Origin of the sequence: Cyanobium sp. Candia 9D4 (genome assembly GCF_024346155.1) — a bacterium.
In the GTDB taxonomy this organism is placed as follows: domain Bacteria; phylum Cyanobacteriota; class Cyanobacteriia; order PCC-6307; family Cyanobiaceae; genus Cyanobium; species Cyanobium minutissimum.
This window is the reverse complement of record NZ_JAGQCK010000002.1, coordinates 13,781-37,903: the sequence shown is the minus strand read 5'-3', so window position 1 is coordinate 37,903 and position 24,123 is coordinate 13,781. Positions and strand designations below refer to the sequence as shown.

Genomic DNA, 24,123 nt, shown 5'->3' with positions numbered 1-24,123 from the left:
CACGCAGCCATGGAGAAGGCCAGCCGCATGGGAGCCCACAGCGACGGCATGAGCACCGGGATCACCGAGGGCTTCAGCGGGGCGGTCGGCGGCACGCCGCTCATCCGGCTCCATGCCCTCAGCGCCCTGACCGGCTGCGAGATCCTGGGCAAGGCGGAATTCATGAACCCCGGCGGGTCGGTGAAGGACCGGGCCGCCCTGGGCATCCTCCAGGAGGCGGAGGCCAGCGGCCTGCTCAAGCCGGGGGGCACGGTGGTGGAGGGGACCGCCGGCAACACCGGCATCGGCCTCACCCACCTCTGCAATGCCCGCGGCTACCGCTGCCTGATCGTCATCCCCGAAACCCAGTCGGCGGAGAAGATCGGCCTGCTGCGCAGCCTGGGCGCCGAGGTGCGCACGGTGCCCGCCGTTCCCTACAGCGACCCGGCCAACTACGTGCGCCTCTCGGGTCGCATCGCCGAGGAGACGCCCGGCGCCGTCTGGGCCAACCAGTTCGACAACCTCGCCAACCGGCGGGCCCACTACGGCAGCACCGGCCCGGAGATCTGGCAGCAGACCGGGGGCCGGCTGGATGCCTGGGTGGCCGCCACCGGCACCGGCGGCACCTATGCCGGGGTGGCCCTCTATCTCAAGGAGCAGGACCCCAGGGTCCGCTGCGTCCTGGCCGACCCCTGCGGCAGCGCCCTCTACAGCTGGGCCACCGACGGCACCCTGAAGAGCGAGGGGAACTCGATCACCGAGGGCATCGGCAACAGCCGTGTCACCGCCAACCTGGAGGGGGCGCCGATCGACGACGCGGTGCGGATCGATGACCCCATGGCCCTGCGCACGATCTACGGCCTGCTGTGGCAGGAGGGCCTGTTCATGGGCGGATCGGTGGGGATCAACGTGGCGGCGGCGGTGGAGACGGCCCGGCGGCTGGGGCCCGGCCACCGCATCGTCACCGTGCTGTGTGACAGCGGTGATCGCTACCGCTCCCGCCTCTACGACCGGGAGTGGCTGGCGGGCCGCGGCCTCGAGCAGCCCCAGCGCACCGGGGCGGCCCTGATCCCATGACCGCAGCCCAGGGCCAGGTGATCGGCGGCCGCTACCGGCTGGAGCGCCGTCTCGGGGCGGAGGCGGGCGGGCCCCAGGGGGACCTGTGGCTGGCGAGCGACCAGCTGGCCGCCGATGCGCCCGTGGCCCTGCGCCGCATCGGCCCGGAGCAGGACCAGGCCCGGGCGCGGGAGCTGTGGTCGCGGCTGCAGGGGGTGCTCCACCCCCAGGTGCCCCGCATCGGCGCCGTGATTGAGGCCGACGACCAGCTCTGGCTGGTGCGGGAGTGGCAGGCGGGCCGCACCTACCAGCAGCTGCTGGAGCTGCGCGCCGAGCGCCAGCTGGTGTTCGGCGCGGGGGAGGTGCTGCTGCTGCTGCGCCAGCTGCTGCCGGTGCTCGCCGCCCTGCACAGCCAGGATCTGCTGCACGGGGACCTCAGCCCCGCCAACCTGCTGCGCCGTGACAGCGACGGCCTGCCGGTGCCGCTGGATTTCGGCCTGGTGCGGGGCAGCGCCGGCGGCCCCGCCGGGGAACGGCTGCTGGGGGCCACCCCGGGCTACGCGCCGCCGGAGCTGGCCCGGGGCGAGCCCGCCCAGCCCTGGATGGATCTGCACGCCCTGGGGGTGGTGTCCCTGGTGCTGCTGAGCGGCGACGGGCCGGAGCGCCTGCTTGATCCGGCCACGATGCAGTGGCGCTGGCCGGCGGCACTGGAAAACGAGCCGGAGCTGCTGCGCCAGCTGCAGCGGCTGCTGAGCCGCCACCCCGAGGAGCGCTTCGCCTCCGCCGGCCAGGCCCTGGTGGCGTTCCAGTCCCTGGTGATGCCCGACAGCATGGGGCCGGTGCCGCGGGCCGACCGCACGGTGGTGCTGGTGCCCGAGGCCGCCCCGGCCGCCCCGCCGCCGCAGCCACCGGCCCCTGCCGCCGCCGAGGCGGCGATCGCCGCGGCCATGGCGGCGGATGGGGTGGCGGACGTCGCGGCAGCGCCCCTCCGGCCTGCCGTGGAGCGGGCGGAGCCCCAGCTGCCGCCGCGCACGGCCGCCACCCCGCCCCCGCCGCCGGCCCCCGTTCCCGTCACCGACAGCGTGCGGCGCCGCCATGAGGAGCGGGAGGAGGAGGCCGAGGGGGGCTTCTGGCCGGTGCTGATCGCCCTGGTGCTCTCGGCGGTCGTCGGCACGGCGGTGGGCTGGTGGTGGCTGAGCCGCGGCAAGGTGGCCGCCCCGGCCCCCGGCGGGCAGAGCGAGCTCCCCAGCAGCCTGCCCCCGTCGGAGGTGGACCAGCGCCAGCAGCTGCTCAACCGCCTGCGGGCGATGCAGGTGGACCGGGCCTGGTTCCTGAGCCTGGTGGATGCGGCCCTGCTGGCCCAGTACCCCGAACGCAACGGCCGGCTGCCCTCCGACTCCCTGGAGGACGCACCGCTGCGGCGGGTGTGGAACGAACTGGCCGAGGAATGGCTGGCCCGGGTGGAGCAGCTGCCCCTGCCCCTGCGGCGTCGGCTGGGCAGCTTCAGCGCCAGCGACTGGGAGCAGCGGCAGGGCTCCTTCGTGCGCCAGGGGCTGAGCCCGGCGGTGCTGCGGGAGCTGGTGTCGGCCAGCGTCCAGAACCTGCTGCCGAGCCGGGCTTCCCAGGCGATGCCGCCGGAACCCTTCCGCCAGATCTGGTATGCCGCCGCCGAACTGACGCTGGAGAACCTCAGGATCGAGCCGATCGAGGCCCCCTCCGGCACCGCCCAGGTGCTGTCGGCGGAGGTGCCGGCCAGTGGGGCGCGCCTGTTCCCGATCCGCCTGCCCGCCGGCCACGGCCTTGCCCTCGGCGTCAGCGGCTCGCCGCTGCTGCAGATGAGCATTTACTCGGCCGGGGGAACGCAGCTGGAGCCGAGGGGGCCGCTGCGGGTGGTCACCCTCGATGGCCAGAAGAGCTCGCCGGTGCAGCTGCTGCTCACCAACGACGGCGTCGCCCCGGCCCTGATCCGCCTGTCGCTGCGGGCCGATCCGCCGGCCCCCACGCCGCCGCCGGCGCCGGAGGCGCCACCGGCCCCCGAGGAGCCCCAGGACAGCGCGCCCGCCCCGGCCCCGGCCACCCCCGGGGCCACGCCGGCCCCCGCGGCCCCGGCGTCCCCGGCCCCCGCCAGTCCACCGGCGCCGCCCGCACCGCCCAGCAACTGAAGCCGGGCTTCAGAGCCGGGCGACGGCGGCCCGGGTCTCCTTGGCGATCTGCTTGTTCTTCTCGTCCGCGCGCTTGTCGTGCAGCTTGCGGCCCTTGCCCAGGCCGATGGTGATCTTGATCCAGGAGCCCTTGAGGTGCAGGTTGAGGGGGATCAGGGTGAGGCCCTTCTGGTCGAGGGCGACGCGCAGCTTGTCGATCTCGCGGCGGTGGGCCAGCAGTTTGCGCACCCGCAGCGGCTCGTGGTTGAAGAACCTGCCGGCGTGGCTGTGGGGGGAGATGTGGACGTTGTGGAGCTGCATCTCGCCGTTGCGGATCAGGCAGAAGCCGTCGCGCAGGTTCACCTGACCGGCCCGGATCGATTTCACCTCGGTGCCGAGCAGCTCGATGCCGGTCTCGAGGGTTTCGAGAATCTCGTACTGGTGGCGGGCCAGGCGGTTGTCGGCCAGCAGCCGGTTGGCCGGATCGGCGCCCTTGGCGCCACCGCCCTTCCTGCCGGGCCCCTTCGCCATCGCCGCGTTCCTGATCACCTGGGTGCTCCCCGACCCTAGGCAGCAGCCGGTACCCTCCAGCTATGGCGATCATCTCTTCGGGAGGAACGGCCGCAGGCGGCCCCCCGGCCCAGCGCACCGGGGCGGCGCCGGAACGGCTGGTGGATCCCGTCGCCCGGCCCGAGGAGGAGCCCCCCGTGCGGGAGGACGGCCTGCGGCCCCGCCGGCTGGATGACTACATCGGCCAGAGCGAGCTCAAGCAGGTGCTGCGCATCGCCGTGGAGGCCACCCGCCGCCGCCAGGAGGCCCTCGACCACGTGCTGCTCTACGGCCCCCCCGGCCTCGGCAAGACCACCATGGCCCTGGTGCTGGCCGAGGAGCTGGGGGTGCGCTGCCGGATCACCAGCGCCCCGGCCCTGGAGCGCCCGCGCGACATCGTCGGCCTGCTGGTGAACCTGCAGCCCCGCGAGGTGCTGTTCATCGATGAGATCCACCGCCTCAACCGGGTGGCCGAGGAGATCCTGTATCCGGCCATGGAGGACTTCCGCCTTGACCTCACCGTCGGCAAGGGCACCACGGCCCGCACTCGCAGCCTGGAGGTGGCCCCGTTCACCCTGGTGGGCGCTACCACCCGCGCCGGCTCGCTGAGTTCGCCGCTGCGGGATCGCTTCGGCCTGATCCAGCGGCTGGAGTTCTACGGCCTCGATGACCTCGAGGCGATCGTGCAGCGGGCCGCCGGCCTGCTGCAGCTGGCCCTGCAGCCCTGCGCCGCCCAGGAGGTGGCCCGCCGCTGCCGGGGCACGCCCCGCATCGCCAACCGGCTGCTGCGCCGGGTGCGGGATGTGGCGGCGGTGGGGGGTCACGGCCGGATCGATGCGGCGCTGGTGGAGGAGGCCCTGTCCCTGCACCGGGTGGATGGCCGCGGCCTGGATGCCAGCGACCGGCGCCTGCTGGGCCTGATGCTGGAGACCTATGGCGGCGGGCCGGTGGGGCTGGAAACCCTGGCGGCGGGGCTGGGGGAGGATCCCGCCACCCTTGAAGCGGTGGTGGAGCCCTACCTGCTGCAGCTGGGCTTCCTGCAGCGCACGCCCCGGGGGCGGGTCGTCACCCCCGCCGGCCGCGCCCACCTCGACGGTGCCTCCGCGGTGGCGGCATGAGACGGCGCGCAGTGGCGGTGCTGCCCCTGCTGGTGCTGCTGGTGGGGCTGCTGGCCTGGCCGCCGGCCCTGCGGGCCGATGGCGGCGCAGGGGCGGGAGCAGCGGTGGGGGCGACGTCGCTGCCGGCCCTGTTCGAGCAGGCCCTGGCCGCCAGCCGCGAGGGTCATTTCGGCGAGGCCCTGCCGCTGTGGGACCGGGTGGTGGATCTGGCGCCCGAGGACGCTTCGGCCTGGAGCAACCGCGGCAACGTGCAGCTGGCCCTGGGGGATGCCAGGGCGGCGATCGCCGACCAGGACCGGGCCATCGCCCTGGAGCCCGCCAGCGCCGACCCCCACCTCAACCGGGGCACCGCCGAGGAGGCCCTGGGCCTTTGGCCGGAGGCCGCCGCCGACTACGCCTGGATCCTGGAGCGGAATCCGGAGGATGCCTCCGCCCTCTACAACCTGGGCAACGTGGAGGGCTCCCGGGGCGACTGGCCGGCGGCCCGCGCCTGTTTCGAGGCGGCCGCCGCCGCCCGGCCGGGCTTCGCCATGGCCCGCTCCAGCGCCGCCCTGGCCGCCTTCCAGCTGGGGGACACCACGGTGGCGGAGAAGCAGCTGCGCGACCTGATCCGCCGCTATCCCCTGTTCGCCGATGCCCGCGCCGGCCTGACGGCGCTGCTGTGGCGGCGGGGGGCCCGGGGCGAGGCCGAGAGCCACTGGGCCGCGGCCTCCGGGCTCGATCCCCGCTACCGGCAGGAAGAATGGCTGTTGCAGATACGGCGCTGGCCGCCCGTGCCCGTGCAGGCTCTGGCCCAGTTCCTGGCCCTGGCCTCCTGAACCGGCTTCGACCCCTCGGCCTCCCCCTCCGCCCATGACCCCGCTGTCCGTCTCCCCCATCGCCGCCCGTGGTGGCCCTGCCGAGGGGGGGGATGGGGCCTGGGACGCCCTGGGGCTGGAGGACACCCTGCGGTCGCTGCTGCCGGAGCTGATCCAGATCCGCCGCCACATCCACCGCCACCCCGAGCTGAGCGGCCACGAACAGCAGACCGCCGCCCTGGTGGCCGGGGAGCTGCGGCGCTGGGGCTGGGAGGTGCGGGAAGGGGTGGGCCGCACCGGGGTGGTGGCTGAGCTGGGGCCGGTGGGGGCGCCGCTGGTGGCCCTGCGGGCCGACATGGATGCCCTGCCGATCGAGGAGCGCACCGAGCTGCCCTATGCCTCCAGCCGCCAGGGCCTGATGCATGCCTGCGGCCACGACATCCACACCACCGTGGGTCTGGGGGTGGCGCGGTTGCTGGCCGGGATGGCGGATCGGCTCACGGCCCGGGTGCGGCTGCTGTTCCAGCCGGCGGAGGAGACGGCCGAGGGGGCGACCTGGATGCGGGCCGACGGGGCGATGGAGGGGGTGCAGGCCCTGTTCGGGGTGCACGTGTTTCCGAGCCTGGAGGTGGGCACGGTGGGGGTGCGCAGCGGCAGCCTCACGGCCGCGGCGGGGGAACTGGAGGTGGAGGTGCTGGGGGAAGGGGGCCACGGCGCCCGGCCGCACCAGAGCACCGACGCGATCTGGATCGCCGCCCGGGTGGTGAGCGGGCTGCAGGAGGCGATCAGCCGGCGGCTGGATCCGCTGCATCCGGTGGTGGTCAGCTTCGGGCTGATCGAGGGGGGCAAGGCCTTCAACGTGATCGCCGACCACGTGCGGCTGCTGGGCACCGTGCGCTGCCTGGATCTCGAGGTGCACGCCCAGCTGCCGGGCTGGATCGAAGACACCGTGCATGCGCTCTGCAAGGGCCATGGCGGTGAGGCCCGGGTGCATTACCGCTGCATCTCGCCGCCGGTGCACAACGACCCGGAGCTCACCCAGCTGGTGGCCGATGCGGCCGTGGCGCTGCTGGGCCGCTCCCGGGTGCAGTGGCTGGAGCAGCCGTCGCTGGGGGCCGAGGACTTCGCCCAGCTGCTGGAGGGCACCCGCGGCACCATGTTCCGCCTGGGGGTGGCCGGGCCGGGCGGCTGCACGCCCCTGCACAGCAACAGCTTCGATCCGGATGAGGGCTGCCTGGAGGTGGGCATCAAGGTGCTCACCCTCAGCCTGCTGCGCTGGATGGAGCAGCCGGTTTGAGCGGCCGTCGGCCCTCCCGCTTCCGGGCGGCGCTGCTGGCGCTCTCCTCGCCGCTGCTGATCCTGCTGGCCCTGCTGGTGCTGCTCACCCGCCAGGGGACCGACCGGCTGCCGGCGGTGCCCGCCCTGGTGATCGGCGCCGGCCTGCTCACCACCAGCTGGATCCGGCGGCGGCGGCGCCGGGCCGAGCTGCTGCGGGCCCTGCGCCAGGGGCCCCCAGCCTGCGGCGCGCTGCGCCAAGGTGAAGGATCTCCGCCCTGATCCCCGTGAGTGACTCCACCCCCGATCTGGAAGCGGCGCGGCAGGCGATCGCCTCGGGCGATCCGAGCCGGGCCATGCCCGCCCTGGCGGGGTTGCGGGGGGTGGAGCCGGAGGCGGCGATCCCGCTGCTGCTGCTGGGGCTGGAGCAGACCACCTTCGTGATCCGCTCACTGGCCTGCGCCGGGCTGGGGGTGAAACGCAGCGAGGTCGGCTGGGCGGCCCTGGCGACGGCCGTGCGCCAGGACGAGGACGCCAACGTGCGCGCCGAGGCCGCCAACGCCCTGGCCAGCTACGGGGTGGAGCGGGCCTGGCCCCTGCTGCGGGATGCGTTCGTGGCCGACGACCAGTGGCTGGTGCGCTGCAGCATCCTCTCGGCCCTGGCCGAGCAGGAGGCCATGCCTCCGGCCTGGCTGCTGGAGCTGGCCCGGGAGGCGGTGGCCGATGGCGACGGCACGGTGCGGGCCGGCGGGGCCGAGATCCTCGGGCGCCTGGTGCGCGAGGGCCGGGGGCCGGAGGCGGCCCAGGCCCGCGAGGCCCTGGCGGCGCTGCAGGGCGACGGCGACCACCGGGTGACGGCCGTGGCCCTGGACGGCCTGCAGGGCTGACCCCTGCCCCGGGCCGGGGGCTCGCGGGGCCTTGTGATGGGGTGGCGCGCTGTCGGGCGGATCTGTACAGCCAGTACAGATCCCGGAATCCTTGTGGCCTACCCCTTGACCTTCTTCAGCCTTGCTAGCTTTCCAACGTCACTAGGGGTGCCCGGCGCAGGATCCACCGATCGCTTCGCCCAGGGCTGAGATCACACCCTCCGAACCTGATCCGGGTCATGCCGGCGCAGGGAAGTGCGGAAGCTCTCAGGCTGCCCACCGTCCATTCGGCCCCACCCTTTCGGCCCCAACGTCCCTGTCCGGCCACCGCCGGCGTGACGCCCCGTCCTCTGCCTTTCCCGTCATGCGCAGCGCCTGGATCCAGAAGCGTCGTGGTCAAGCCAACGTCACCCAGCTGCATTACGCCCGCCAGGAGGTGATCACCGAGGAGATGGCCTACGTGGCCAAACGGGAAAACCTGCCCGAGTCGCTGGTGATGGAGGAGGTGGCCCGGGGCCGCATGATCATCCCCGCCAACATCGAGCACCCTGGCCTGGAGCCGATGGCGATCGGCATTGCTTCCAAGTGCAAGGTGAACGCCAACATCGGCGCCTCCCCCAATGCCTCCGACCTCGATGAGGAGGTGGCCAAGCTGAAGCTGGCCGTGAAGTACGGCGCCGACACGGTGATGGATCTCTCCACCGGCGGCGTGAACCTCGATGAGGTGCGCACGGCGATCATCAATGCCTCCACGGTGCCGATCGGCACGGTGCCCGTGTACCAGGCGCTGGAGAGCGTGCACGGGATGATCGAGAAGCTCGATGAGGACGACTTCCTGCATGTGATCGAGAAGCACTGCCAGCAGGGCGTCGACTACCAGACGATCCACGCGGGCCTGCTGATCGAGCACCTGCCCAAGGTGAAGGGACGGCTCACCGGGATCGTCAGCCGCGGCGGCGGCATCCTGGCCCAGTGGATGCTGTACCACCACCGCCAGAACCCGCTGTTCACCCGCTTCGACGACATCTGCGAGATCTTCAAGCGCTACGACTGCAGCTTCTCCCTCGGGGATTCGCTGCGGCCAGGCTGCCAGCACGATGCCTCCGATGCCGCCCAGCTGGCCGAACTGAAGACCCTGGGTGAACTCACCCGCCGCGCCTGGAAGCACGACGTGCAGGTGATGGTGGAGGGTCCGGGCCATGTGCCGATGGACCAGATCGAGTTCAACGTCAAGAAGCAGATGGAGGAGTGCAGCGAGGCGCCCTTCTACGTGCTCGGCCCGCTGGTGACGGACATCGCCCCCGGCTACGACCACATCACCAGCGCCATCGGCGCGGCGCTGGCCGGCTGGCACGGCACGGCGATGCTCTGTTACGTGACGCCGAAGGAGCACCTGGGCCTGCCCAACGCCGAAGACGTGCGCGAGGGCCTGATCGCCTACAAGATCGCCGCCCACGCCGCCGACATCGCCCGCCACCGCCCCGGCGCCCGCGACCGCGACGACGAGCTGAGCCGGGCCCGCTACGCCTTCGACTGGAACAAGCAGTTCGACCTGAGCCTGGATCCGGAGCGGGCCCGCGAGTACCACGACGAAACCCTGCCGGCCGACATCTACAAGCAGGCCGAGTTCTGCTCGATGTGCGGACCCAAGCACTGCCCGATGCAGACCAAGATCACCGACGCCGACATCGAGGGTCTGGAGCAGGTGCTGGCCGAGCAGAAGAAGGCCCAGGGGGAACCACTGGGGGTCTGAGTTGGGGGTGGCACAGCCAACGGCCCAGGAGGTGATCACCCTCCTGGGCCTGGAACCCCACCGCACCTGCGGCCTGGTGGCTCAGAGCTTCGTTTCTGAAGCGATCCCTGGCGGTGCCCTCTATTTCCTGGCCAGCCCGGAGCGAGGCGTCCAGCTCCATCGCATCGCCCAGGATCAGGTGTATCACCACTACCTGGGGGATTCACTGGAGGTGCTGCTGGTGTCCGCCGATGGCGTGGCCTCACGGCATCGGGTGGGCAGTGACCTGGCGGCGGGGCAGCGGCCCCAGCTGGCGATTGCCGCTGGCACGTTTCATGCAGGCCGGGTGGCTGCCGGTGGCGCCTTTGGATATGCGCTGCTGGGCACCAGTGTGTGGGGAAGGGTGGAGCCTGAGGGCATGGAGAGGATGGAGTTGAGGGCCTTGGGTGAGATGTTCCCTGGCGCGCTGGCAGTGATCCAGGCGTTTGCCTCCGTGTGATCGGGAGGCCGATGGGCGCGGCTTCGTGGGCACCATGGAGAACCTGCACCTCCCTACCCCAACCGGATCTCCGAGGCCCTGCCGGCCAACCTGCGTTCCCGGCAGGCCCTCTGTCGGTGGTTGGAGGTGCGTTCTGATACGGAGGAGCAGGCCCCGGACGGCGCATCCCCGGCAACCGCTCCGCCCAGACACCCAACAACTGCAACAGAAGGGGCTCACAGGCTTGGCCAGCATGCGCGGCGCTCTGCGGGCCTGGAAGGCGCTGGGACTGCCCCTGGAGCATCTCACATGAGTGACACCAATCCGCATTGCTGTAGCCGTGGACACAAGTGGTTCACGGACTCGTTAACTGCGGTTGGAGTTGGGGATCCTGGATAGAGTGTCGTTGCTGCCCAAGTGTTTCTGAGTCTGTCTGCTATGAGCTCAGTTGTCTTATCTTGAATGGGGCTGCCGGCTTGGGGTGGTTCGCGGAACCGTCGAAGAACAAGTTCTACGGAAAGGTAATGCAGGAACCTTTCGGTTTAATCCAGTTAGATTTCGAGGTGTCTATGTTGGCCAATGTCTACTCCCCACTATTCATGACCGCCGAGACCGCCTACGCGAAAGTACCTGGCCTGATCCATGAAGTATGTTTATGTTGACGAGTCTGGGAGCCCTCATTTAAATGACGAATACCAGGACTCAAATGACTACTACGTGATCTGCGCGATAGTCGCTGAAGAAGAGCATCATCATTCCAGGATCAGGTCTTCAAAAGATATTGTATCCCGACATGCTGGCGTCGGAGAATTGAAATCCAGCAATATTGGCTTGGCATCTAACAGGCGAAGGCAGATTTTAATGGACATCTTTCAGGAGGAGATTAATGCGTTCTGTCTAGTTGTTGACAAGAGAAGAATATGGAGGGATTCGGGTCTTCGATTCAAGCCGTCTTTCTACAAGTTTTTGCACCGGATGTTTTACAATAGACTCAAGAGTTCATCTCTTGAGATTTCAGTATATGCCGATGAGTATGGGCGATCCGAGTTCATGGAAAGCTTTGAAAAGTATATCTCGTCTGAAACTTCACTTTTAGAAAGCTTTTGCTTTGATGGCAGCCGCGAAACTCCGCTCATCCAGATTGCAGACGTTGTTGCCGGGAGTATTAGGCGAATCTATGATGGCATTGATGACAACAGCCTGATCCCAGATCAAGGGCGGAATCAATTAGTGATTGAGGAGTGGCCTCCACCAGATGCTACTCAAGATCAATTAGAGACCTCACACGATACCGACTTAGTAATCAGATCAATTGCTTTGCGCAATGCAAGAGTCTATGTCGAAAAGATGATGCTTTCCGACGAACCAGAAAGCATCCTCAGGGCAGATGCCATCCGGTATCTCCTGTGGAGATTTGAGATGAATCCTGGGAAGTATATTCACAGGCAAGAAATCATTGACCATCTGCATGAGACATCCGGCGCCACCCTGAACCCGACACAGCTGACATCACGGATATTTGCAGATGCTAGAGATAGCGATGTTATCATTGCAAGTTCTGACGGCGGCGTAAAGATTCCCTATTCTGCAGATGATCTTCGCCGCTGGATGGCAAGAACTGAATCTCAGGTTGCCCCCTATCTCAGAAGAGCAGGTAAGGCCAGGAATAGAATTCTGATCGCAAGTGATCGCAAGCATGACATTGCAAGCGAAAGTGCCTTCCCAGAGCTGTCTAGATACTTGAGGCATCTATAGTGCACCTACTTCTCTTGGACCATTCAACTATTCCGTAGAACAAGCCCCTTGAGTGGACAGCCCACCACCGATTTCCTGCTTGCGCTCTAAACTCCTTGCCTGCCACTTAGGGGCAGCGTTATGTGGTTCTAGGTGCATGCGATGCAAGGAAAAGGCGCTATTGATAGAGTATACGCACTGAGTTACTCTCAAGTCAACCAAACAGATGCAACTAACAGAATCAAAAATCGCGCTGCTGATTGATGCTGACAACGCTCCGGCAGTCAAGATCGGAGCGATTGTCTCTGAAATCGCAAAGTATGGCATCGCAAATATACGCAGGGCCTATGGCAACTGGAAGAGCCCAACGTTGAGGTCTTGGGAGGAGTGTCTGCAGGAGTATGCGATTTGCCCAGTTCAGCAATTTGACCTTACCAAAGGGAAAAATGCCACTGATGCAGCCATGATCATCGATGCCATGGACTTGTTGTACACGCAGAAGCTGGACGCCTTTGCGATTGTTTCGAGCGACAGCGACTTCACTCCCTTGGTGATGCGGATCCTGACCAGCGGGTTGAAGGTGTATGGCTTTGGTGAAAAGAAGACCCCTTTGCCATTTGTATATGCCTGCTCGACCTTCTTGTACCTGGAGACGATTGATCAGGCAATGGACTCTGCCGAGACTTCCGCACCCTCGGCGGGTATCAAGAAGACTGGGAAGGAGCTGAAGCAAGATACCAAGCTCATTAATTTGTTGCGGAGCGCAGTATCCAGTGCCGCGGATGACGATGGCTGGTCGAATCTGTCTCCAGTTGGGGGACACATTGCGAATCAGACCTCATTTGACCCTCGCAACTACGGTTATGCCAAGCTCAGTGGCTTGTTTGAGGCGATTGACTTGTTCGAGACAGAGCGAAGAAACAAAGCGGTTTATGTGCGAGGCAAGCAGAAGAACAGCCATCCTCCGAAGTGATCGGAAGGGAAGCTTCTCGCCCTGAACCTCACTGCCGGTGATACCGAACCTTTTGTACTTCTTGGTCGCTTTGGAACCGCTGCAGTCGGTGGGTCAGCGTCCTGAGCCGCTTCATGTGGCGTGAGTTCACTGGATCGAACAGATCTGCCCGGACGGTTTCAATGAACACCAGCACATCCTTGGGGGTGCAGGGGCCACTTTTCCAGATATGGAACTCGCGGTGTAGTTCGGGAACCAACACGAGAATGTTCTCTGGCAAGTCCGCCAGATCAGGTCGGCTGTGGCGGTCGAACAGATGGTGCCCATCGAGGTCGATCTTCCGGTAGGCCTTTGAGGATTCCCCTGTAATCTCGCAACGATGGCTCGCTGCCGCTTTGGCTCGCTTCTTCGCTCGGTCCACACCGTCGGTAAGGTGGCGGATCTCGGACTTGAAGCAGGTTTCCACCACCTCCCCCACCGCTTCAATCCAGGCCTGGCGTGTTTTGGTGATGCGGCTGTTGGCGCGCATGTCGCGGGCCACACGGGCGATGCCCCGCTGACTGATCAGCACCTGGCGCTCGTCACTTTGCATGAAGTCTTTCCCGATCTCCAGGGCTTCCTCTCCGTCTTCGGTGCCAGCGGTGCGCAGCCGCTCCCAGGAGTTGTATAGCCCTTTGTAGTTGGTCTGCAGGATGCCCACGGTGGTTTTGCGGCTCACGAAGGCCAGATCGCCCCGGATCTCCAGGGTGCCGCCGGCTTCGATGAACTCCTGGGTGATCCGTCGCGATACCAGTAGTAGCTTTCGCTTCTGTGTCTCCTTAAACAACCGCTTGCGGAACCAGCCGAGGACGCCCGTTTTCTCTGTGGCCTCGATGTAGCGGGCCAGAGCCTCCACGCCCTCCTCACTGAAACGTCGGGGCCGCCGGCCGTTGTCTCCAGGCACAGGGGGGCCGGCGTACTCGAAATGCTCGCCCTCTACCAACTCCCATTCGTCATCAGCGTTGGCGTCAAACGCCTCTACGATCTTGTAGAGGCTATTGACGCGTTTCCGGAGAATCCCGGCCGTTTCCTTGGCCGTCAGTAGATCACGCATGGCTTGGAGGCATGAGGGGGAGGATGGAGTCCTTCATCGCCTGAAGGCGTTCCGCCACGCGCGGATCGCCGCCGTGGTCGGGGTGGTGCACCTGGATCAGGCGCCGGAACGCTTCGCGCACCTCATCGGCTGTGGCGGTCTTCGGGTCGAGGCCGAACACCACCCAGGGTCGGAAGTGCTGCAGCACATCGATGCCGTTGATCACGGTGGGTCCGTCCTCCAGGTTCCGCTCGTTGGCCGGAATGCCGATGAAGCGCCGATAGAGCACCAGCCAGTCGTCCTTGGTCTTCAGCGCCACCTCTTCGCCCGTCATCGAGAGCTGGAAGTTCTTGTCCTTCCGCAGCTGGGTGACGGTTTTGCACCTGAAGTGGGCCAGCACCTTGCCCTTGATCTCGGTGGCGGTGGGCGGCTTGGGCTTCGGCGGCGGCGGATCCTTGAACGCTGTCCCGTTGATCGTCTGCGCGAAGGTCAGCAGGTCGGCCTCGCCCAGGTCCGGCTTTGCCAGGAGCGCCTGGATCAAGCCCCTGACCTCAGCCAGCGTCAGCTTCTTGCTTCGGGCGGCCACAGGCCTGTGGGGGAAAGGGCTTTCATGCTGCCCAGTGGCCTGTGGCGTTGCCTGGGGGCTTAGGAAACTGTCGTGGTTCGCCTGCCTGCTTGAGCCCGCGGCAGCCCTACCTTTTCCCTAAGCCCGGTCTTGCCAGAAGGCTGGATCATGATGTTGCCGGCCTGGGGAAGACCTTCCCCCTCAGCCATCGCAGTGACGGCATCTCCACCGTGAGGTGAATGATTATGGCGACGACCAGGCAGGCCATGGCGGCGATCACCACACCGGAAAGGGTGCGGTCATACCGTAGGAACGGGAAGAATTCCTGTGCCGGGGTTCTGAGAACTTCCAGAACCACCGTGTGCACGAGGTAGAGAGAGTAAGAGGCGGCACCCAGCAGCAGCACCCATGGGCTTGTGAGCCTGAGGCCCAGGGAGTGGGCGATCAGGGAGGCGAAGACCAGCGGAACGGACGTGATCAAGGACGCCGGGGAATGATGGGCCGTCCATTGGAAAGGATTGAGATTACTGACGACGTAAATCAGTGTCAGTACCGAAGCCAGAACCATGAATTGCCGGCGATTCTGCTGGTTAGCCGCGGCCTGCTGGCACCGTCTCCAGAGGTAATAGATGGTGATGCCGCCCGTGAAACAGAGGACGTAGTCAGAAGAGTAAAGCTGCAGCCAGTCAGCTCCGGCTTCTCCTGCTCCTTTCCCCACCAGCCACACAACCACGATGGCGATGCCAGTGAAGGTCGGTGCTCTCCTTGAGCCGAACAGCAGCATCAAGGCAAAGAGAGCATAGAAGTACATTTCGATGTTGAGCGTCCAACCCACTCCCAGCAGGGGCTGGAGGTGGCCGTTGAGGTTTCTGTATGGAATGAAAAGCAACGTTCGGATCACATCAGCTGGGGAGGCCCAGGCGAACAGATGGAATGTGGATCCAAACCAATCCAGCAGGCTTAGAGGAGCTTCCATCGCCAGCTTGCCGATTCTGGGCAGAGTGCCAGCCAGATTCAGGGCGCCGAGATTGGACAACCAAAGGAACACAAGAACCGAGAACCAGTAGAGCGGAACAATTCGAATCAGCCGGTGAAGCATGAACGCTGCTGGTGTTGTCTCCCGTTTGTCCTGATGAGTGATGTGGGTCATGATGAAGCCACTGATCACAAAGAAGATCGCCACACCCTGAAAGTCCGTCTGCAGCCCAGGTAGGAACGGATAGTTCATGTGATAAAGCATCACAGCAACAGAAGCGAAAGCCCTCAGGGCCTGGATGTTGGTGATCATGCCCTTTGAGCTGTTTCCTGCGCGCCTTTGATCGAATCCTATCGGCCTCGGGATAGCCGCTTCCGATCGGCTGATTGGTGCATCCAGGTAACAGGCTTCTCGGATCCTTTGCCACTGCCACCGAGTTGCTTAGGCGACTTCGTCGGCGTCGCACGCTTTGCGGCATGACCCAGGAGGGGCCCTGAGGAGCGTGGCCTGGCGATGGGGTGCAGTTGGCGTGGCTTGCTAAGTTACTTTGGCTTGTGCGTCGGTACGGATGATCTGGGGCCCTGGTCAACACCTCACCCCTGAGGTCCTGACGCGATGAAAGCCGTCATCCTGGCCGGTGGACTGGGTACCCGACTCGCCGAGGAGACCCACCTGCGGCCCAAGCCGATGGTGGAGATCGGCGGCAAGCCGATCCTGTGGCACATCCTCAAGATCTACAGCCACCACGGCATCAACGATTTCATCATCTGTTGTGGCTACAAGGGTTATGTGATCAAGGAATACTTCGCCAACTATTTCCTGCACACCAGTGATGTCACCTTCCATATGGATCTGAACCATATGGAAGTGCACCGCCAGAAGGCCGAACCCTGGAAGGTCACCCTGGTCGACACCGGCGACGCCACCCTCACCGGCGGCCGGCTGGCCCGGGTGCGCAGCTACCTCCCCGACGACGAGTCCTTCTGCTTCACCTACGGCGACGGCGTCGCCGATGTGGACATCACCGCCCTGATCGCCCACCACCGCCGCGAGGGTCTGCAGGCCACCCTCACCGCCGTCCAGCCCCCCGGTCGCTACGGCGCCCTGCACCTGGAAGGGGATGCGGTGGCTGATTTCGAGGAGAAGCCCGACGGTGACAACGCCTGGATCAACGGCGGCTTCTTCGTGCTCGAGCCCGCCGTGATCGACCTGGTCGACGGCGACCAGTGCGTCTGGGAGCAAGCGCCCCTCAAGGCCCTGGCCACCCAGGGCCAGCTCAGCTCCTTCAAGCACCGCGGGTTCTGGCAGCCCATGGACACCCTGCGCGACCGCCAGCGCCTGGAGGACCTCTGGCAGCAGGGCCGCGCCCCCTGGAAGGTCTGGAGCTGACCATGGCCAGCGCCTCCCCCCGGCGGGCCTGGCAGCGGCCCGATTCCGCCTTCTGGCAGGGCAAACGGGTGCTCCTCACCGGTCACACCGGCTTCAAGGGCAGCTGGCTGGCCCTCTGGCTCTGCGAACTCGGCGCCCAGGTCACCGGTTTCGCCCTGGCGCCGGACACCGACCCCTCCCTGTTCGACCAGCTGGGCCTCGCCTCCCGCCTTGATCACCACATCGGCGACTTGCGTGATCCGGTGGCCCTGCGCGAGCTGGTGGCGGCCGTCCAGCCCGAGGTGGTGCTGCACCTTGCGGCCCAGCCCCTGGTGCGGCGCAGCTACGCCGAGCCGGTGCTCACCTGGGAAACCAACGTGCTGGGCACCATCCACCTGATCGAGGCCCTGCGGCCCCTGGCCCATCCCTGCGCCGCGGTCCTGATCACCACTGACAAGGTGTACCGCAACAACGAATGGCTCTACGGCTACCGGGAGAACGACCCCCTCGGCGGCCACGACCCCTACAGCAGCAGCAAGGCCGCCGCCGAGCTGGCGATCAGCTCCTGGCGCGCCAGCTACTGCGGCAGCCTGCCCCACCAGTCGCCCCACCTGCGCCTGGCCAGTGCCCGGGCCGGCAACGTCATCGGCGGGGGCGACTGGGCCGCCGACCGCATCATTCCCGACACCGTCCGCTCCCTGCGCGCCGGTGAGCCCATCACCCTGCGCAACCCCGGCGCCACCCGCCCCTGGCAGCACGTGCTCGAACCCCTCGGCGGCTACCTGGCCCTGGCCGAGGCCCTCGCCGAACCATCCGATGGCCTGGCGATGGCCGAAGCCTTCAATTTCGGACCCCAGCTGGAGGCCAACCGGCCCGTGCGGGAGCTGGTGGAGCAGGCCCTGGCCCACTGGCCCGGCACCTGGATCGATGCCTCCGATCCCAGCGCCCCCCACGAGGCCGGTCTGTTGAATCTTGTGGTCGACAAGGCCCACCACCGCCTCGGCTGGTCGCCCCGCTGGGACTTCGCGACCACCACCGCCCGCACGCTTCAGTGGTATCGCCGCGTGATCGAGGCTGGCGACGACCCGCTGGCCTGCTGCCTCGACGACCTCATCGCCTATCTCGCTCCTCTCCCGCCGGGCCGATCCACCCCATGACCGCCGACCTCGACCAGCTCAAGCAGGAGATCCTCCGGCTCACCCGCGACTACGCCCGTCGGGCCCACGCCGCCTATCGCCCCGGCGACGACCCCGACCGCACCCCCCACGCCGAGGGCCAGACGATCCCCTATGCCGGCCGTGTCTTCACCGAAGACGAGGTGGAAGCGGCCGTGGGCACCACCCTCGACTTCTGGCTCACCCTCGGCACCGAAGGCGCCGCCATGGAGAGCGAGCTGGCGGCCTTCCTGGGGGTGCGCCACAGCCTGCTGGTCAATTCCGGCTCCTCAGCGAATCTGGTGGCCATCTCGGCCCTCACCTCCCACCGCCTGCCGGCCGAGCGGCGCCTGCGCCCCGGCGATGAGGTGATCACCGTGGCCGCCGGCTTCCCCACCACCGTGGCGCCGATCCTGCAGGTGGGCGCCGTGCCGGTGTTCATCGACGCCGATCCGATCACCGGCAACGCCCGCTGCGACCAGCTGGAAGCCGCCTTCACCCCCGGCGTCACCAAGGCCGTGATGATGGCCCACGCCCTGGGCAACCCCTTCGACCTGGCGGCCGTGCTGCGCTTCTGCCGCGCCCACGACCTCTACCTGGTGGAGGACAACTGCGACGCCTTGGGGTGCTCCTATTCCATGCCCCGGGAGCTGGCCGAATCCCTCGGCTTCAGCGACAACAGCCCCGGCCTCGATGAGGGCCCCGACCGTGTCATCCGCTGGACCGGCACCTGGGGCGACATCAGCACCCAGAGCTTCTACCCGCCCCACCACCTCACCATGGGCGAGGGCGGCGCCGTCAACATCGTCCGCGACCAGAAGCTCAAGGTGGTGGCCGAGAGCTTCCGCGACTGGGGCCGCGACTGCTGGTGCCCCTCCGGCAAGGACGACACCTGCGGCAAGCGCTTCGACTGGCAGCTGGGCGAGCTGCCCGCCGGCTACGACCACAAGTACATCTACAGCCATCTCGGCTTCAACCTCAAACCGCTCGATCCCCAGGCCGCCATCGGCCGGGTGCAGCTGCGCCGCCTGCCCGAGTTCATCGAGGCCCGCAAGCGCAACTGGCAGACCCTGCGCGAAGGCCTGGTGGCCACCGAGCCCGTGCTGGAGTTCTCCCTGCCCACCCACGCCACCGGCTGGGATCCGCAGGCCGGCTTCTCCTGGGACGCCAGCGGCTGCCGCACCGACTGCTCCTGGTTCGGCTTCAAGATCTCCGTCAAACCCGACGCCCCCTTCCGCCGCACCGACCTGGCCCGGGAGCTCGATGCCCACCGCATCGGCAACCGCATGCTGTTCGGCGGCAACCTGGTGCGTCAGCCGGCCTTCGTGCAGCTGCGCGCCGACCGCCCCGACGCCCTGCGGGTGGTGGGCGACCTGGCCGGCGCCGACGCGATCATGGTCGACACCCTGTTCCTCGGCACCTACCCGGGCCTCACGGCCCCGATGCTGGCCAGGGAGATCCAGGTGATCCTCGACTTCTGCCGCAGCCGATGAGGCTGTTCCTCACCGGCGGCACCGGCTTCATCGGCTCCCACGTGTTGGCGGCGGCCCTGGCGGCGGGCCACCAGGTGCGGGCCCTGCGCCGCAGCCCCGCCTCCGCCCCGGTGATCCCCCTGCCCGGCGAGCCTGAATGGTGCCAGGGGGATCTGGCCAGCCTGGAGGCCTCGGCGCTGGAGGGCGTGGAGGCGGTGCTGCACCTGGCCTCGGCCGGGGTGAGCCCCAAGCCCGCCAGCTGGGACGAACTGGTGCAGGCCAACGTGGCCGGCAGCCTGCGGCTGCTGGAGCGGGCGGCGGAGGCTGGGGTGCGCCGCTGCGTCGTGGCCGGCAGCAGCCACGAGTACGGCAACGCCGCCCGCCGCTACGAGGCCATCCCCCCCGACGCCCCCCTGGAGCCCCTGAGCCCCTACGGCGCCAGCAAGGCGGCGGCCTTCCAGCTGCTGCGGGCCTTCGCCATCGCCCGGGGGCTGGAGCTGTTCTACGGCCGCATCTTCTCGGCGTTCGGCGAGGGCCAGTTCGAGGGCAATGTCTGGCCGTCCCTGCGCCGTGCGGCCCGCTCCGGCGACGACTTCCCCATGACCTCCGGCCGCCAGATCAGCGATTTCATCCCCGTCGCCGAGGTGGCCGCCCACCTGCTGGCGGCCTGCGCGCGGCCCGATGTGGCCGCCGGCGTGCCCCTAGTGGTCAACATCGGATCGGGGGCCGCCACCAGCCTGCTGGCCTTCGCCGAAGCGGAATGGGAGCGCCTGGGGGCGACCGGTAGATTGCGCCCCGGTGTGCTTCCCGACCGCCCCGATCAGATCGAGCGATACGTTCCGGACCTGGCTGGTTTGAGGCTCCCCGCGCCCCCTCTGCCCTGATGTCGATGAAGGTCCTGATCACCGGCGGTTGCGGCTTTCTGGGTTCGAACCTCGCCGCCTCCTACCTGCAGGAAGGGGCCGAGGTGATCGTGGTGGATGCCCTGTTCCGGCGTGGTTCGGCGGCCAACCTGGCCTGGCTGGAGCAGCAGGCCGCTCCGGGGCGCTTCCACTTCATCCAGGCCGACCTGGCCGAGGCCGAGGCCGTGCTGGCCGTGTTCCGCCGCCACGCCCCCTTCGATTACATCTGCCACGTGGGCGGCCAGGTGGCGATGACCACCTCCCTGACCGATCCCGCCCGCGACCTGCAGACCAACGTGCTCGGCACCTTCGCCGTGCTCGAGGCCGCCCGGGCCCTCTCCCCCGAGGCCCTGATCGCCTACAGCAGCACCAACAAGGTCTACGGCGATCTGGAGGGGCTGCGCTACGAGGAGACCCCCACCCGCTACCGCCTGCCCGACCATCCCGACGGCCTCGATGAGTCCCTGGGGCTGGATTTCTCCACCCCCTACGGCTGCTCCAAGGGGGCGGCGGATCAGTACGTCCGCGACTGGGCCCGCGTCTACGGCCTGAAAACGGTGGTGTTCCGCCACTCCTCGATCTTCGGCGGCCGCCAGTTCGCCTCCTTCGACCAGGGCTGGGTGGGCTGGTTCTGCCAGAAGGCGATCGAGCAGAAGCGCGCCCACCAGGCCGGTGTGGCCCCCGAGCCCTTCACCATCGCCGGCACCGGCAAACAGGTGCGCGATGTGCTCCACGCCGACGACCTGATCTGCCTCTACCGGGCCGCCTACGCGCACCGGGAGCGGATGACCGGCGAGATCTTCAACATCGGCGGCGGCGCCGCCAACTCCCTCAGCCTGCTGGAGCTGTTCGCCCTGCTCGCCGAGCTGCAGGCCATTCCGCCGCTGGTGTACACGCCCACCCCCCGCCGCGCCAGCGACCAGGACTGCTTCATCGCCGACATCGGCAAGGCCCAGCGCCTCCTGGGCTGGTCGCCGGCCATCTCCTGCCGCGACGGCGTCAGCCGCATGCTCGCCTGGACCGACACCCACCTGATGGCGGCCTGAGCGGAGCCGTTGCGCGCACCCATGGCGAACGTTTTCCCCACAATCCAGCGCTTCCGCCAGTCCGCGGAACAGCGGCTGCCCCCCCGGCTGCACGGCTTTCTCGTTTCCGCCGCCCTGATCGGCCTCTGTGCCCTCGGGTACCACCTGCGGCGTCCCTCGGTCTCCCTGGCGCCCACCCTCTACGCGGAGGATGGCGCGATCTTCCTGCAGCAGGCCATCGACCAGGGCGCCGGATCGCTGGTGCAGCTGTATGCCGGCTACAGCCATTTCCTGCAGCGGATCAGCGCCCTGACGGCCGTGAACCACCTCTCGCCGCTGGCCTATCCCGGCTTCTTTCTGCTGGTGGCCTGGGTGTCGTGGCTGCTGCCCCTGATCAGCGTCGAGGGCCTCATCGGCGCCGGGGTGTTCGGCCCGCTGATGCGGGTGGCCTACATCCCCTACGTCTATCACCCCTATGCCGGCGAGACCTATCTCAACCTGCCCAATGCCTACATCTTTTTCCCGCTCGGCTTCATCCTGATCGCCTACGGCGCGGTGGCCCGGCAGGGCAGCGGCCGACCGGAGCCCCCCTGGCCCGCGGCCCTGCGGGGTCTGCTGTTTCTCTACGGGCTGGTGGCGGCCTTCACCGGCCCGTTCATGGCCATCTACACGATTCCGCTGCTGATCTTCGATGGCCTGCGGCGCCGCCGCTTGCCGCTGCGGCCCCTGTGGCTGAGCCTGCCGGTGCTGCTCTCCTCCCTGCAGCTCTACTTCTCCCAGCTGCAGACCACTTACCCCCTGTCGACGGCCGAGGCCCTCAGGACCCTGCTGGCGCGGCCCGCCCTGCTGCTCGACTGGTTCACCGTCCACCTGATCGCCCCGCTGCTGGGGGGCTACAAGCCCTGGTGGCTTCTGCGGGGACTGCCCGATCCCCTGCAGCTGCTGGCCGTGCTGGTGGCCCTGGCCCTGGTGCTGCTGGCCCTGCGGGTGGTGACCGGGCACATGCGCCAGCCCGCCCTGCTGCTGCTGGCCATCGCCTCCACCATGGTGCTCTCCCTTTCCAGCCTGCTGGTGGCCACCCGCCGCGGGGTGGATCCGGAGCAGATGGTGATCGAGGATGCCGGCGGGCGCTTCTTCTACTGGAACACCGTCCTGTTCCTGTCGGTGCTGCTGATCGCCTTTGTGCTGCTGGTGCGGGAGCGCCGCAGCCGCCGCAGCACCGCCTGCCGTGCCATGGCGGTCTGGCTGGTGCTGACGCTGGTCTTCTATCACAACAACGTCGTCCCGAGGCCCATTGAGGTGATGACCCCCTCCGGAGAGATGCGGACGCTCGACTATGCCGAGCAGCTCCGCGAGCAGTGCCGATGGCCCCACCCGAAGCTCACCCACATCTATGGCGGACCGATGTGGAGTTTCCAGCTGGGTGAGCGGCAGATGGCACGACTCTGCAGCGTGCCTTCCTGAAGCCCAGGGTTTCTGAAGCCGGCAAGTCCCTAACGGCCGAACATGCCGACGGCGACGATGGCGTAGCCCAGGGTGATCGCCATCACGCTGGCCGGCGGCAGGGCGGCGGCATCCTTGAGTGAGAACAGCACATACAGCAGCGGATACTGCAGGCTCAGCATCAGCACCGCCAGTTTTCGGTCGGCGGAGGGCAGCACCAGGGCGGTGATTCCGAAGGAGGCGCCATAGCAAACAAGCGAGGCCGCCAGGTAGAGCGCGCCGGTGCGGACACCTTCAGCCGGCGGACGGATCCGCAAGATGAATTGGCCCAGGCATGCCGCAAGAACGGCAGCCAAAAGATACACTGCCTGCAGCATGCTTTTTGACAACATTAGCCCATGACGAGATCGCCGCATCATATCGCCATCTGCATTCCCTGTTACAACGAGTCCTCCAATATCGAAGCGCTCTATGTGAGGCTCGCCAAGGTTCTTGAGCAGTTTCCCGACGACGTTTTCTCGATCGTTTTTGCCGATAACTGCTCCACCGACCCCACGGTGCAGCTGATCGAGGGCCTGGCGGCAAGGGATTCCCGCGTTGGCCTGATCCGCAATGTCTCGAACTTCGGCTTCGTGCGCTCCTCGGCCAATGCCCTGCTGGCACCCGATGCCGACGCCAATGTGTTTCTGATGTCGGATCTGCAGGATCCCCCCGAGCTGGTGGCGGAGCTGATCAACGGCTGGAAGAAAGGCGACGACCAGGTGATCTTCGCCGTGCGCCGCTCCAGCCATGAGAGCCCGATCCTCTTCCTCTGCAAGAAGATCTACTACGCCACTCTCTCCTGGCTTTCCGATTATCCGATGGTGCGCGATACCACCGGTTTCGGCATCTACGACCGCTCCGTGATCGTGGCCCTGCGCCAGTCGATCGACTCCTATCCCTTCATCAAGGGCCTGGTGTGCGCCATCGGCTTCAAATGGTCCACCATTCCCTATGTGAGTGCCGACCGCAAGGGCGGCAGCAGCTCCGCGTCGCTGTCGTTCCTGGTGGATTTCGGCGTTCTCGGGATCGTCACCTCCTCCCGCAAGCCGATGCGGCTGATCACCACAGCCGGCCTGTCCCTCGGGGCGCTTTCCATCCTGCTGTCGTTCGTGGTGATGGTCAGCAAGCTGATCTTCTGGAACAGCTTCCAGTTCGGTGTGGCCATGCTGTCGGTCTCGGCGCTGTTCTTCGCCGGCGCCATGATGTTCGCCCTCGGCATCCTGGGCGAATACATCGGCTTCATCAACCAGCGCACCCTGCGCCTGCCCCTGGTGGTGGAGCGCAGTCGCCACAACGTGCCCAGCCGGGCCGCCTGAGGGGGGTCGGCGGCGGCGCCGCGGCGACGGGTTCTTTGCCACGAAAAAGCCGGGCCCGCAGGCCCGGCAACCGTGGGAGATCAGCGGATCGGGGTCAGCCTCGAACTGGCC

General features: G+C 67.3%; 23 protein-coding genes and 1 riboswitch. Of the genes, 18 read left to right on the top strand and 5 right to left on the bottom strand.

The window, feature by feature from the left end; all coding sequences use genetic code 11:
- The first annotated feature begins 9 nt into the window (after positions 1–9).
- Both KBZ08_RS04745 and KBZ08_RS04740 read left to right on the top strand, forming a co-directional pair.
- The gene (locus tag KBZ08_RS04745) at positions 10–1,056 is read left to right on the top strand and encodes a cysteine synthase A (RefSeq protein ID WP_370515434.1); all 1,047 of its coding nucleotides are present in this window, start codon (positions 10–12) and stop codon (positions 1,054–1,056) included.
- Entirely contained in the window at positions 1,053–3,197 is a 2,145-nt protein-coding gene (locus KBZ08_RS04740) for a protein kinase domain-containing protein (protein ID WP_254971781.1), read from the top strand. Before KBZ08_RS04745 ends, KBZ08_RS04740 begins: the two co-directional genes overlap by 4 nt.
- A gap of 9 nt (positions 3,198–3,206) precedes the next feature.
- Here the strand turns inward: KBZ08_RS04740 and smpB are convergent, their stop codons facing one another.
- A complete protein-coding gene (gene smpB / locus KBZ08_RS04735; protein WP_106222908.1) occupies positions 3,207–3,707 on the bottom strand; it encodes an SsrA-binding protein SmpB in 501 nt (166 codons plus the stop codon).
- 62 nt (positions 3,708–3,769) lie between these two features.
- Here smpB and ruvB point away from each other — a divergent pair, with 62 nt between their 5' ends.
- From ruvB to KBZ08_RS04690, 9 genes are all read left to right on the top strand, one after another.
- Positions 3,770–4,843: a Holliday junction branch migration DNA helicase RuvB gene (ruvB, locus tag KBZ08_RS04730; RefSeq protein WP_106222909.1), complete on the top strand. Its 1,074-nt coding sequence runs from the start codon at positions 3,770–3,772 to the stop codon at positions 4,841–4,843.
- Positions 4,840–5,661, top strand: coding sequence for a tetratricopeptide repeat protein (locus KBZ08_RS04725; RefSeq protein WP_181280222.1), 822 nt, complete (start codon positions 4,840–4,842; stop codon positions 5,659–5,661). Before ruvB ends, KBZ08_RS04725 begins: the two co-directional genes overlap by 4 nt.
- A 34-nt stretch (positions 5,662–5,695) precedes the next feature.
- Positions 5,696–6,937: an amidohydrolase gene (locus KBZ08_RS04720; protein WP_254971776.1), complete on the top strand. Its 1,242-nt coding sequence runs from the start codon at positions 5,696–5,698 to the stop codon at positions 6,935–6,937.
- Positions 6,934–7,197 carry a DUF3188 domain-containing protein gene (locus KBZ08_RS04715; RefSeq protein ID WP_106222911.1) on the top strand — a complete coding sequence of 88 codons (264 nt, stop codon included), beginning with the start codon at positions 6,934–6,936 and terminating at the stop codon, positions 7,195–7,197. Before KBZ08_RS04720 ends, KBZ08_RS04715 begins: the two co-directional genes overlap by 4 nt.
- Before the next feature lie 5 nt (positions 7,198–7,202).
- Positions 7,203–7,802 carry a HEAT repeat domain-containing protein gene (locus tag KBZ08_RS04710; protein ID WP_254971773.1) on the top strand — a complete coding sequence of 200 codons (600 nt, stop codon included), beginning with the start codon at positions 7,203–7,205 and terminating at the stop codon, positions 7,800–7,802.
- 133 nt (positions 7,803–7,935) lie between these two features.
- Positions 7,936–8,052: riboswitch (TPP riboswitch) on the top strand.
- A 93-nt stretch (positions 8,053–8,145) separates the two neighbouring features.
- Complete coding sequence (gene thiC / locus KBZ08_RS04705; protein ID WP_254971772.1) at positions 8,146–9,534, top strand: phosphomethylpyrimidine synthase ThiC; 1,389 nt, start codon at positions 8,146–8,148, stop codon at positions 9,532–9,534.
- 7 nt (positions 9,535–9,541) lie between these two features.
- Positions 9,542–10,012 (top strand): cupin domain-containing protein, encoded by a 471-nt coding sequence (locus tag KBZ08_RS04700; RefSeq protein WP_254971770.1) that lies wholly within the window; start codon positions 9,542–9,544, stop codon positions 10,010–10,012.
- Between the two features lie 621 nt (positions 10,013–10,633).
- A complete protein-coding gene (locus KBZ08_RS04695) occupies positions 10,634–11,746 on the top strand; it encodes a DUF3800 domain-containing protein (protein WP_254971767.1) in 1,113 nt (370 codons plus the stop codon).
- Positions 11,747–11,951: 205 nt separating this feature from the next.
- The gene (locus tag KBZ08_RS04690) at positions 11,952–12,698 is read left to right on the top strand and encodes an NYN domain-containing protein (RefSeq protein WP_254971766.1); all 747 of its coding nucleotides are present in this window, start codon (positions 11,952–11,954) and stop codon (positions 12,696–12,698) included.
- Positions 12,699–12,726: 28 nt separating this feature from the next.
- Here the strand turns inward: KBZ08_RS04690 and KBZ08_RS04685 are convergent, their stop codons facing one another.
- The 3 genes from KBZ08_RS04685 to KBZ08_RS04675 all read right to left on the bottom strand — a co-directional run bounded on the left by KBZ08_RS04685 (position 12,727) and on the right by KBZ08_RS04675 (position 15,602).
- Positions 12,727–13,770, bottom strand: a complete 1,044-nt coding sequence (locus KBZ08_RS04685; RefSeq protein WP_254971765.1) for a hypothetical protein — start codon at positions 13,768–13,770, stop codon at positions 12,727–12,729.
- On the bottom strand, positions 13,763–14,335 hold the full coding sequence (locus KBZ08_RS04680) for a J domain-containing protein (protein ID WP_254971763.1): 573 nt from the start codon (positions 14,333–14,335) through the stop codon (positions 13,763–13,765). Before KBZ08_RS04680 ends, KBZ08_RS04685 begins: the two co-directional genes overlap by 8 nt.
- A 145-nt stretch (positions 14,336–14,480) precedes the next feature.
- Positions 14,481–15,602, bottom strand: a complete 1,122-nt coding sequence (locus KBZ08_RS04675) for an acyltransferase (protein ID WP_254971761.1) — start codon at positions 15,600–15,602, stop codon at positions 14,481–14,483.
- A gap of 303 nt (positions 15,603–15,905) precedes the next feature.
- Here KBZ08_RS04675 and rfbF point away from each other — a divergent pair, with 303 nt between their 5' ends.
- Genes rfbF through KBZ08_RS04645 form a run of 6 tightly spaced genes read left to right on the top strand, consistent with a single transcriptional unit; the run spans position 15,906 to position 22,675 of the window.
- A complete protein-coding gene (gene rfbF / locus KBZ08_RS04670; protein WP_254971759.1) occupies positions 15,906–16,679 on the top strand; it encodes a glucose-1-phosphate cytidylyltransferase in 774 nt (257 codons plus the stop codon).
- Positions 16,680–16,681: 2 nt separating this feature from the next.
- Entirely contained in the window at positions 16,682–17,815 is a 1,134-nt protein-coding gene (gene rfbG, locus KBZ08_RS04665; RefSeq protein ID WP_254971756.1) for a CDP-glucose 4,6-dehydratase, read from the top strand.
- A complete protein-coding gene (rfbH, locus tag KBZ08_RS04660) occupies positions 17,812–19,305 on the top strand; it encodes a lipopolysaccharide biosynthesis protein RfbH (RefSeq protein WP_254971754.1) in 1,494 nt (497 codons plus the stop codon). The genes rfbG and rfbH overlap by 4 nt, the downstream gene beginning before the upstream one ends.
- Positions 19,302–20,168, top strand: coding sequence for an NAD(P)-dependent oxidoreductase (locus tag KBZ08_RS04655; protein WP_254971752.1), 867 nt, complete (start codon positions 19,302–19,304; stop codon positions 20,166–20,168). The genes rfbH and KBZ08_RS04655 overlap by 4 nt, the downstream gene beginning before the upstream one ends.
- Positions 20,168–21,232: an SDR family NAD(P)-dependent oxidoreductase gene (locus tag KBZ08_RS04650; protein WP_254971750.1), complete on the top strand. Its 1,065-nt coding sequence runs from the start codon at positions 20,168–20,170 to the stop codon at positions 21,230–21,232. Before KBZ08_RS04655 ends, KBZ08_RS04650 begins: the two co-directional genes overlap by 1 nt.
- 21 nt (positions 21,233–21,253) lie before the next feature.
- A complete protein-coding gene (locus KBZ08_RS04645; protein WP_254971748.1) occupies positions 21,254–22,675 on the top strand; it encodes a hypothetical protein in 1,422 nt (473 codons plus the stop codon).
- A 29-nt stretch (positions 22,676–22,704) separates the two neighbouring features.
- On the opposite strand, the gene KBZ08_RS04640 is transcribed toward KBZ08_RS04645, so the two are convergent.
- The gene (locus tag KBZ08_RS04640; RefSeq protein WP_146134667.1) at positions 22,705–23,031 is read right to left on the bottom strand and encodes a hypothetical protein; all 327 of its coding nucleotides are present in this window, start codon (positions 23,029–23,031) and stop codon (positions 22,705–22,707) included.
- Between the two features lie 21 nt (positions 23,032–23,052).
- On the opposite strand from KBZ08_RS04640, the gene KBZ08_RS04635 reads away from it, so the two are divergent.
- Positions 23,053–24,012: a glycosyltransferase family 2 protein gene (locus tag KBZ08_RS04635; RefSeq protein ID WP_254971744.1), complete on the top strand. Its 960-nt coding sequence runs from the start codon at positions 23,053–23,055 to the stop codon at positions 24,010–24,012.
- The last annotated feature ends 111 nt before the right edge of the window (positions 24,013–24,123 follow it).

Bases quoted from the DNA above. Each gene is read 5' to 3' on its own strand.
- KBZ08_RS04635 (WP_254971744.1), top strand. From the start codon at position 23,053: ATGACGAGATCGCCGCATCATATCGCCATCTGCATTCCCTGTTACAAC.
- KBZ08_RS04695 (WP_254971767.1), top strand. From the start codon at position 10,634: ATGAAGTATGTTTATGTTGACGAGTCTGGGAGCCCTCATTTAAATGAC.
- KBZ08_RS04675 (WP_254971761.1), bottom strand. From the start codon at position 15,602: ATGATCACCAACATCCAGGCCCTGAGGGCTTTCGCTTCTGTTGCTGTG.
- KBZ08_RS04720 (WP_254971776.1), top strand. From the start codon at position 5,696: ATGACCCCGCTGTCCGTCTCCCCCATCGCCGCCCGTGGTGGCCCTGCC.
- smpB (WP_106222908.1), bottom strand. From the start codon at position 3,707: ATGGCGAAGGGGCCCGGCAGGAAGGGCGGTGGCGCCAAGGGCGCCGAT.
- KBZ08_RS04740 (WP_254971781.1), top strand. From the start codon at position 1,053: ATGACCGCAGCCCAGGGCCAGGTGATCGGCGGCCGCTACCGGCTGGAG.
- ruvB (WP_106222909.1), top strand. From the start codon at position 3,770: ATGGCGATCATCTCTTCGGGAGGAACGGCCGCAGGCGGCCCCCCGGCC.
- rfbF (WP_254971759.1), top strand. From the start codon at position 15,906: ATGAAAGCCGTCATCCTGGCCGGTGGACTGGGTACCCGACTCGCCGAG.
- KBZ08_RS04725 (WP_181280222.1), top strand. From the start codon at position 4,840: ATGAGACGGCGCGCAGTGGCGGTGCTGCCCCTGCTGGTGCTGCTGGTG.
- rfbH (WP_254971754.1), top strand. From the start codon at position 17,812: ATGACCGCCGACCTCGACCAGCTCAAGCAGGAGATCCTCCGGCTCACC.
- rfbG (WP_254971756.1), top strand. From the start codon at position 16,682: ATGGCCAGCGCCTCCCCCCGGCGGGCCTGGCAGCGGCCCGATTCCGCC.
- KBZ08_RS04655 (WP_254971752.1), top strand. From the start codon at position 19,302: ATGAGGCTGTTCCTCACCGGCGGCACCGGCTTCATCGGCTCCCACGTG.
- KBZ08_RS04685 (WP_254971765.1), bottom strand. From the start codon at position 13,770: ATGCGTGATCTACTGACGGCCAAGGAAACGGCCGGGATTCTCCGGAAA.
- KBZ08_RS04640 (WP_146134667.1), bottom strand. From the start codon at position 23,031: ATGCTGCAGGCAGTGTATCTTTTGGCTGCCGTTCTTGCGGCATGCCTG.
- KBZ08_RS04645 (WP_254971748.1), top strand. From the start codon at position 21,254: ATGGCGAACGTTTTCCCCACAATCCAGCGCTTCCGCCAGTCCGCGGAA.
- KBZ08_RS04650 (WP_254971750.1), top strand. From the start codon at position 20,168: ATGTCGATGAAGGTCCTGATCACCGGCGGTTGCGGCTTTCTGGGTTCG.
- KBZ08_RS04745 (WP_370515434.1), top strand. From the start codon at position 10: ATGGAGAAGGCCAGCCGCATGGGAGCCCACAGCGACGGCATGAGCACC.
- thiC (WP_254971772.1), top strand. From the start codon at position 8,146: ATGCGCAGCGCCTGGATCCAGAAGCGTCGTGGTCAAGCCAACGTCACC.
- KBZ08_RS04690 (WP_254971766.1), top strand. From the start codon at position 11,952: ATGCAACTAACAGAATCAAAAATCGCGCTGCTGATTGATGCTGACAAC.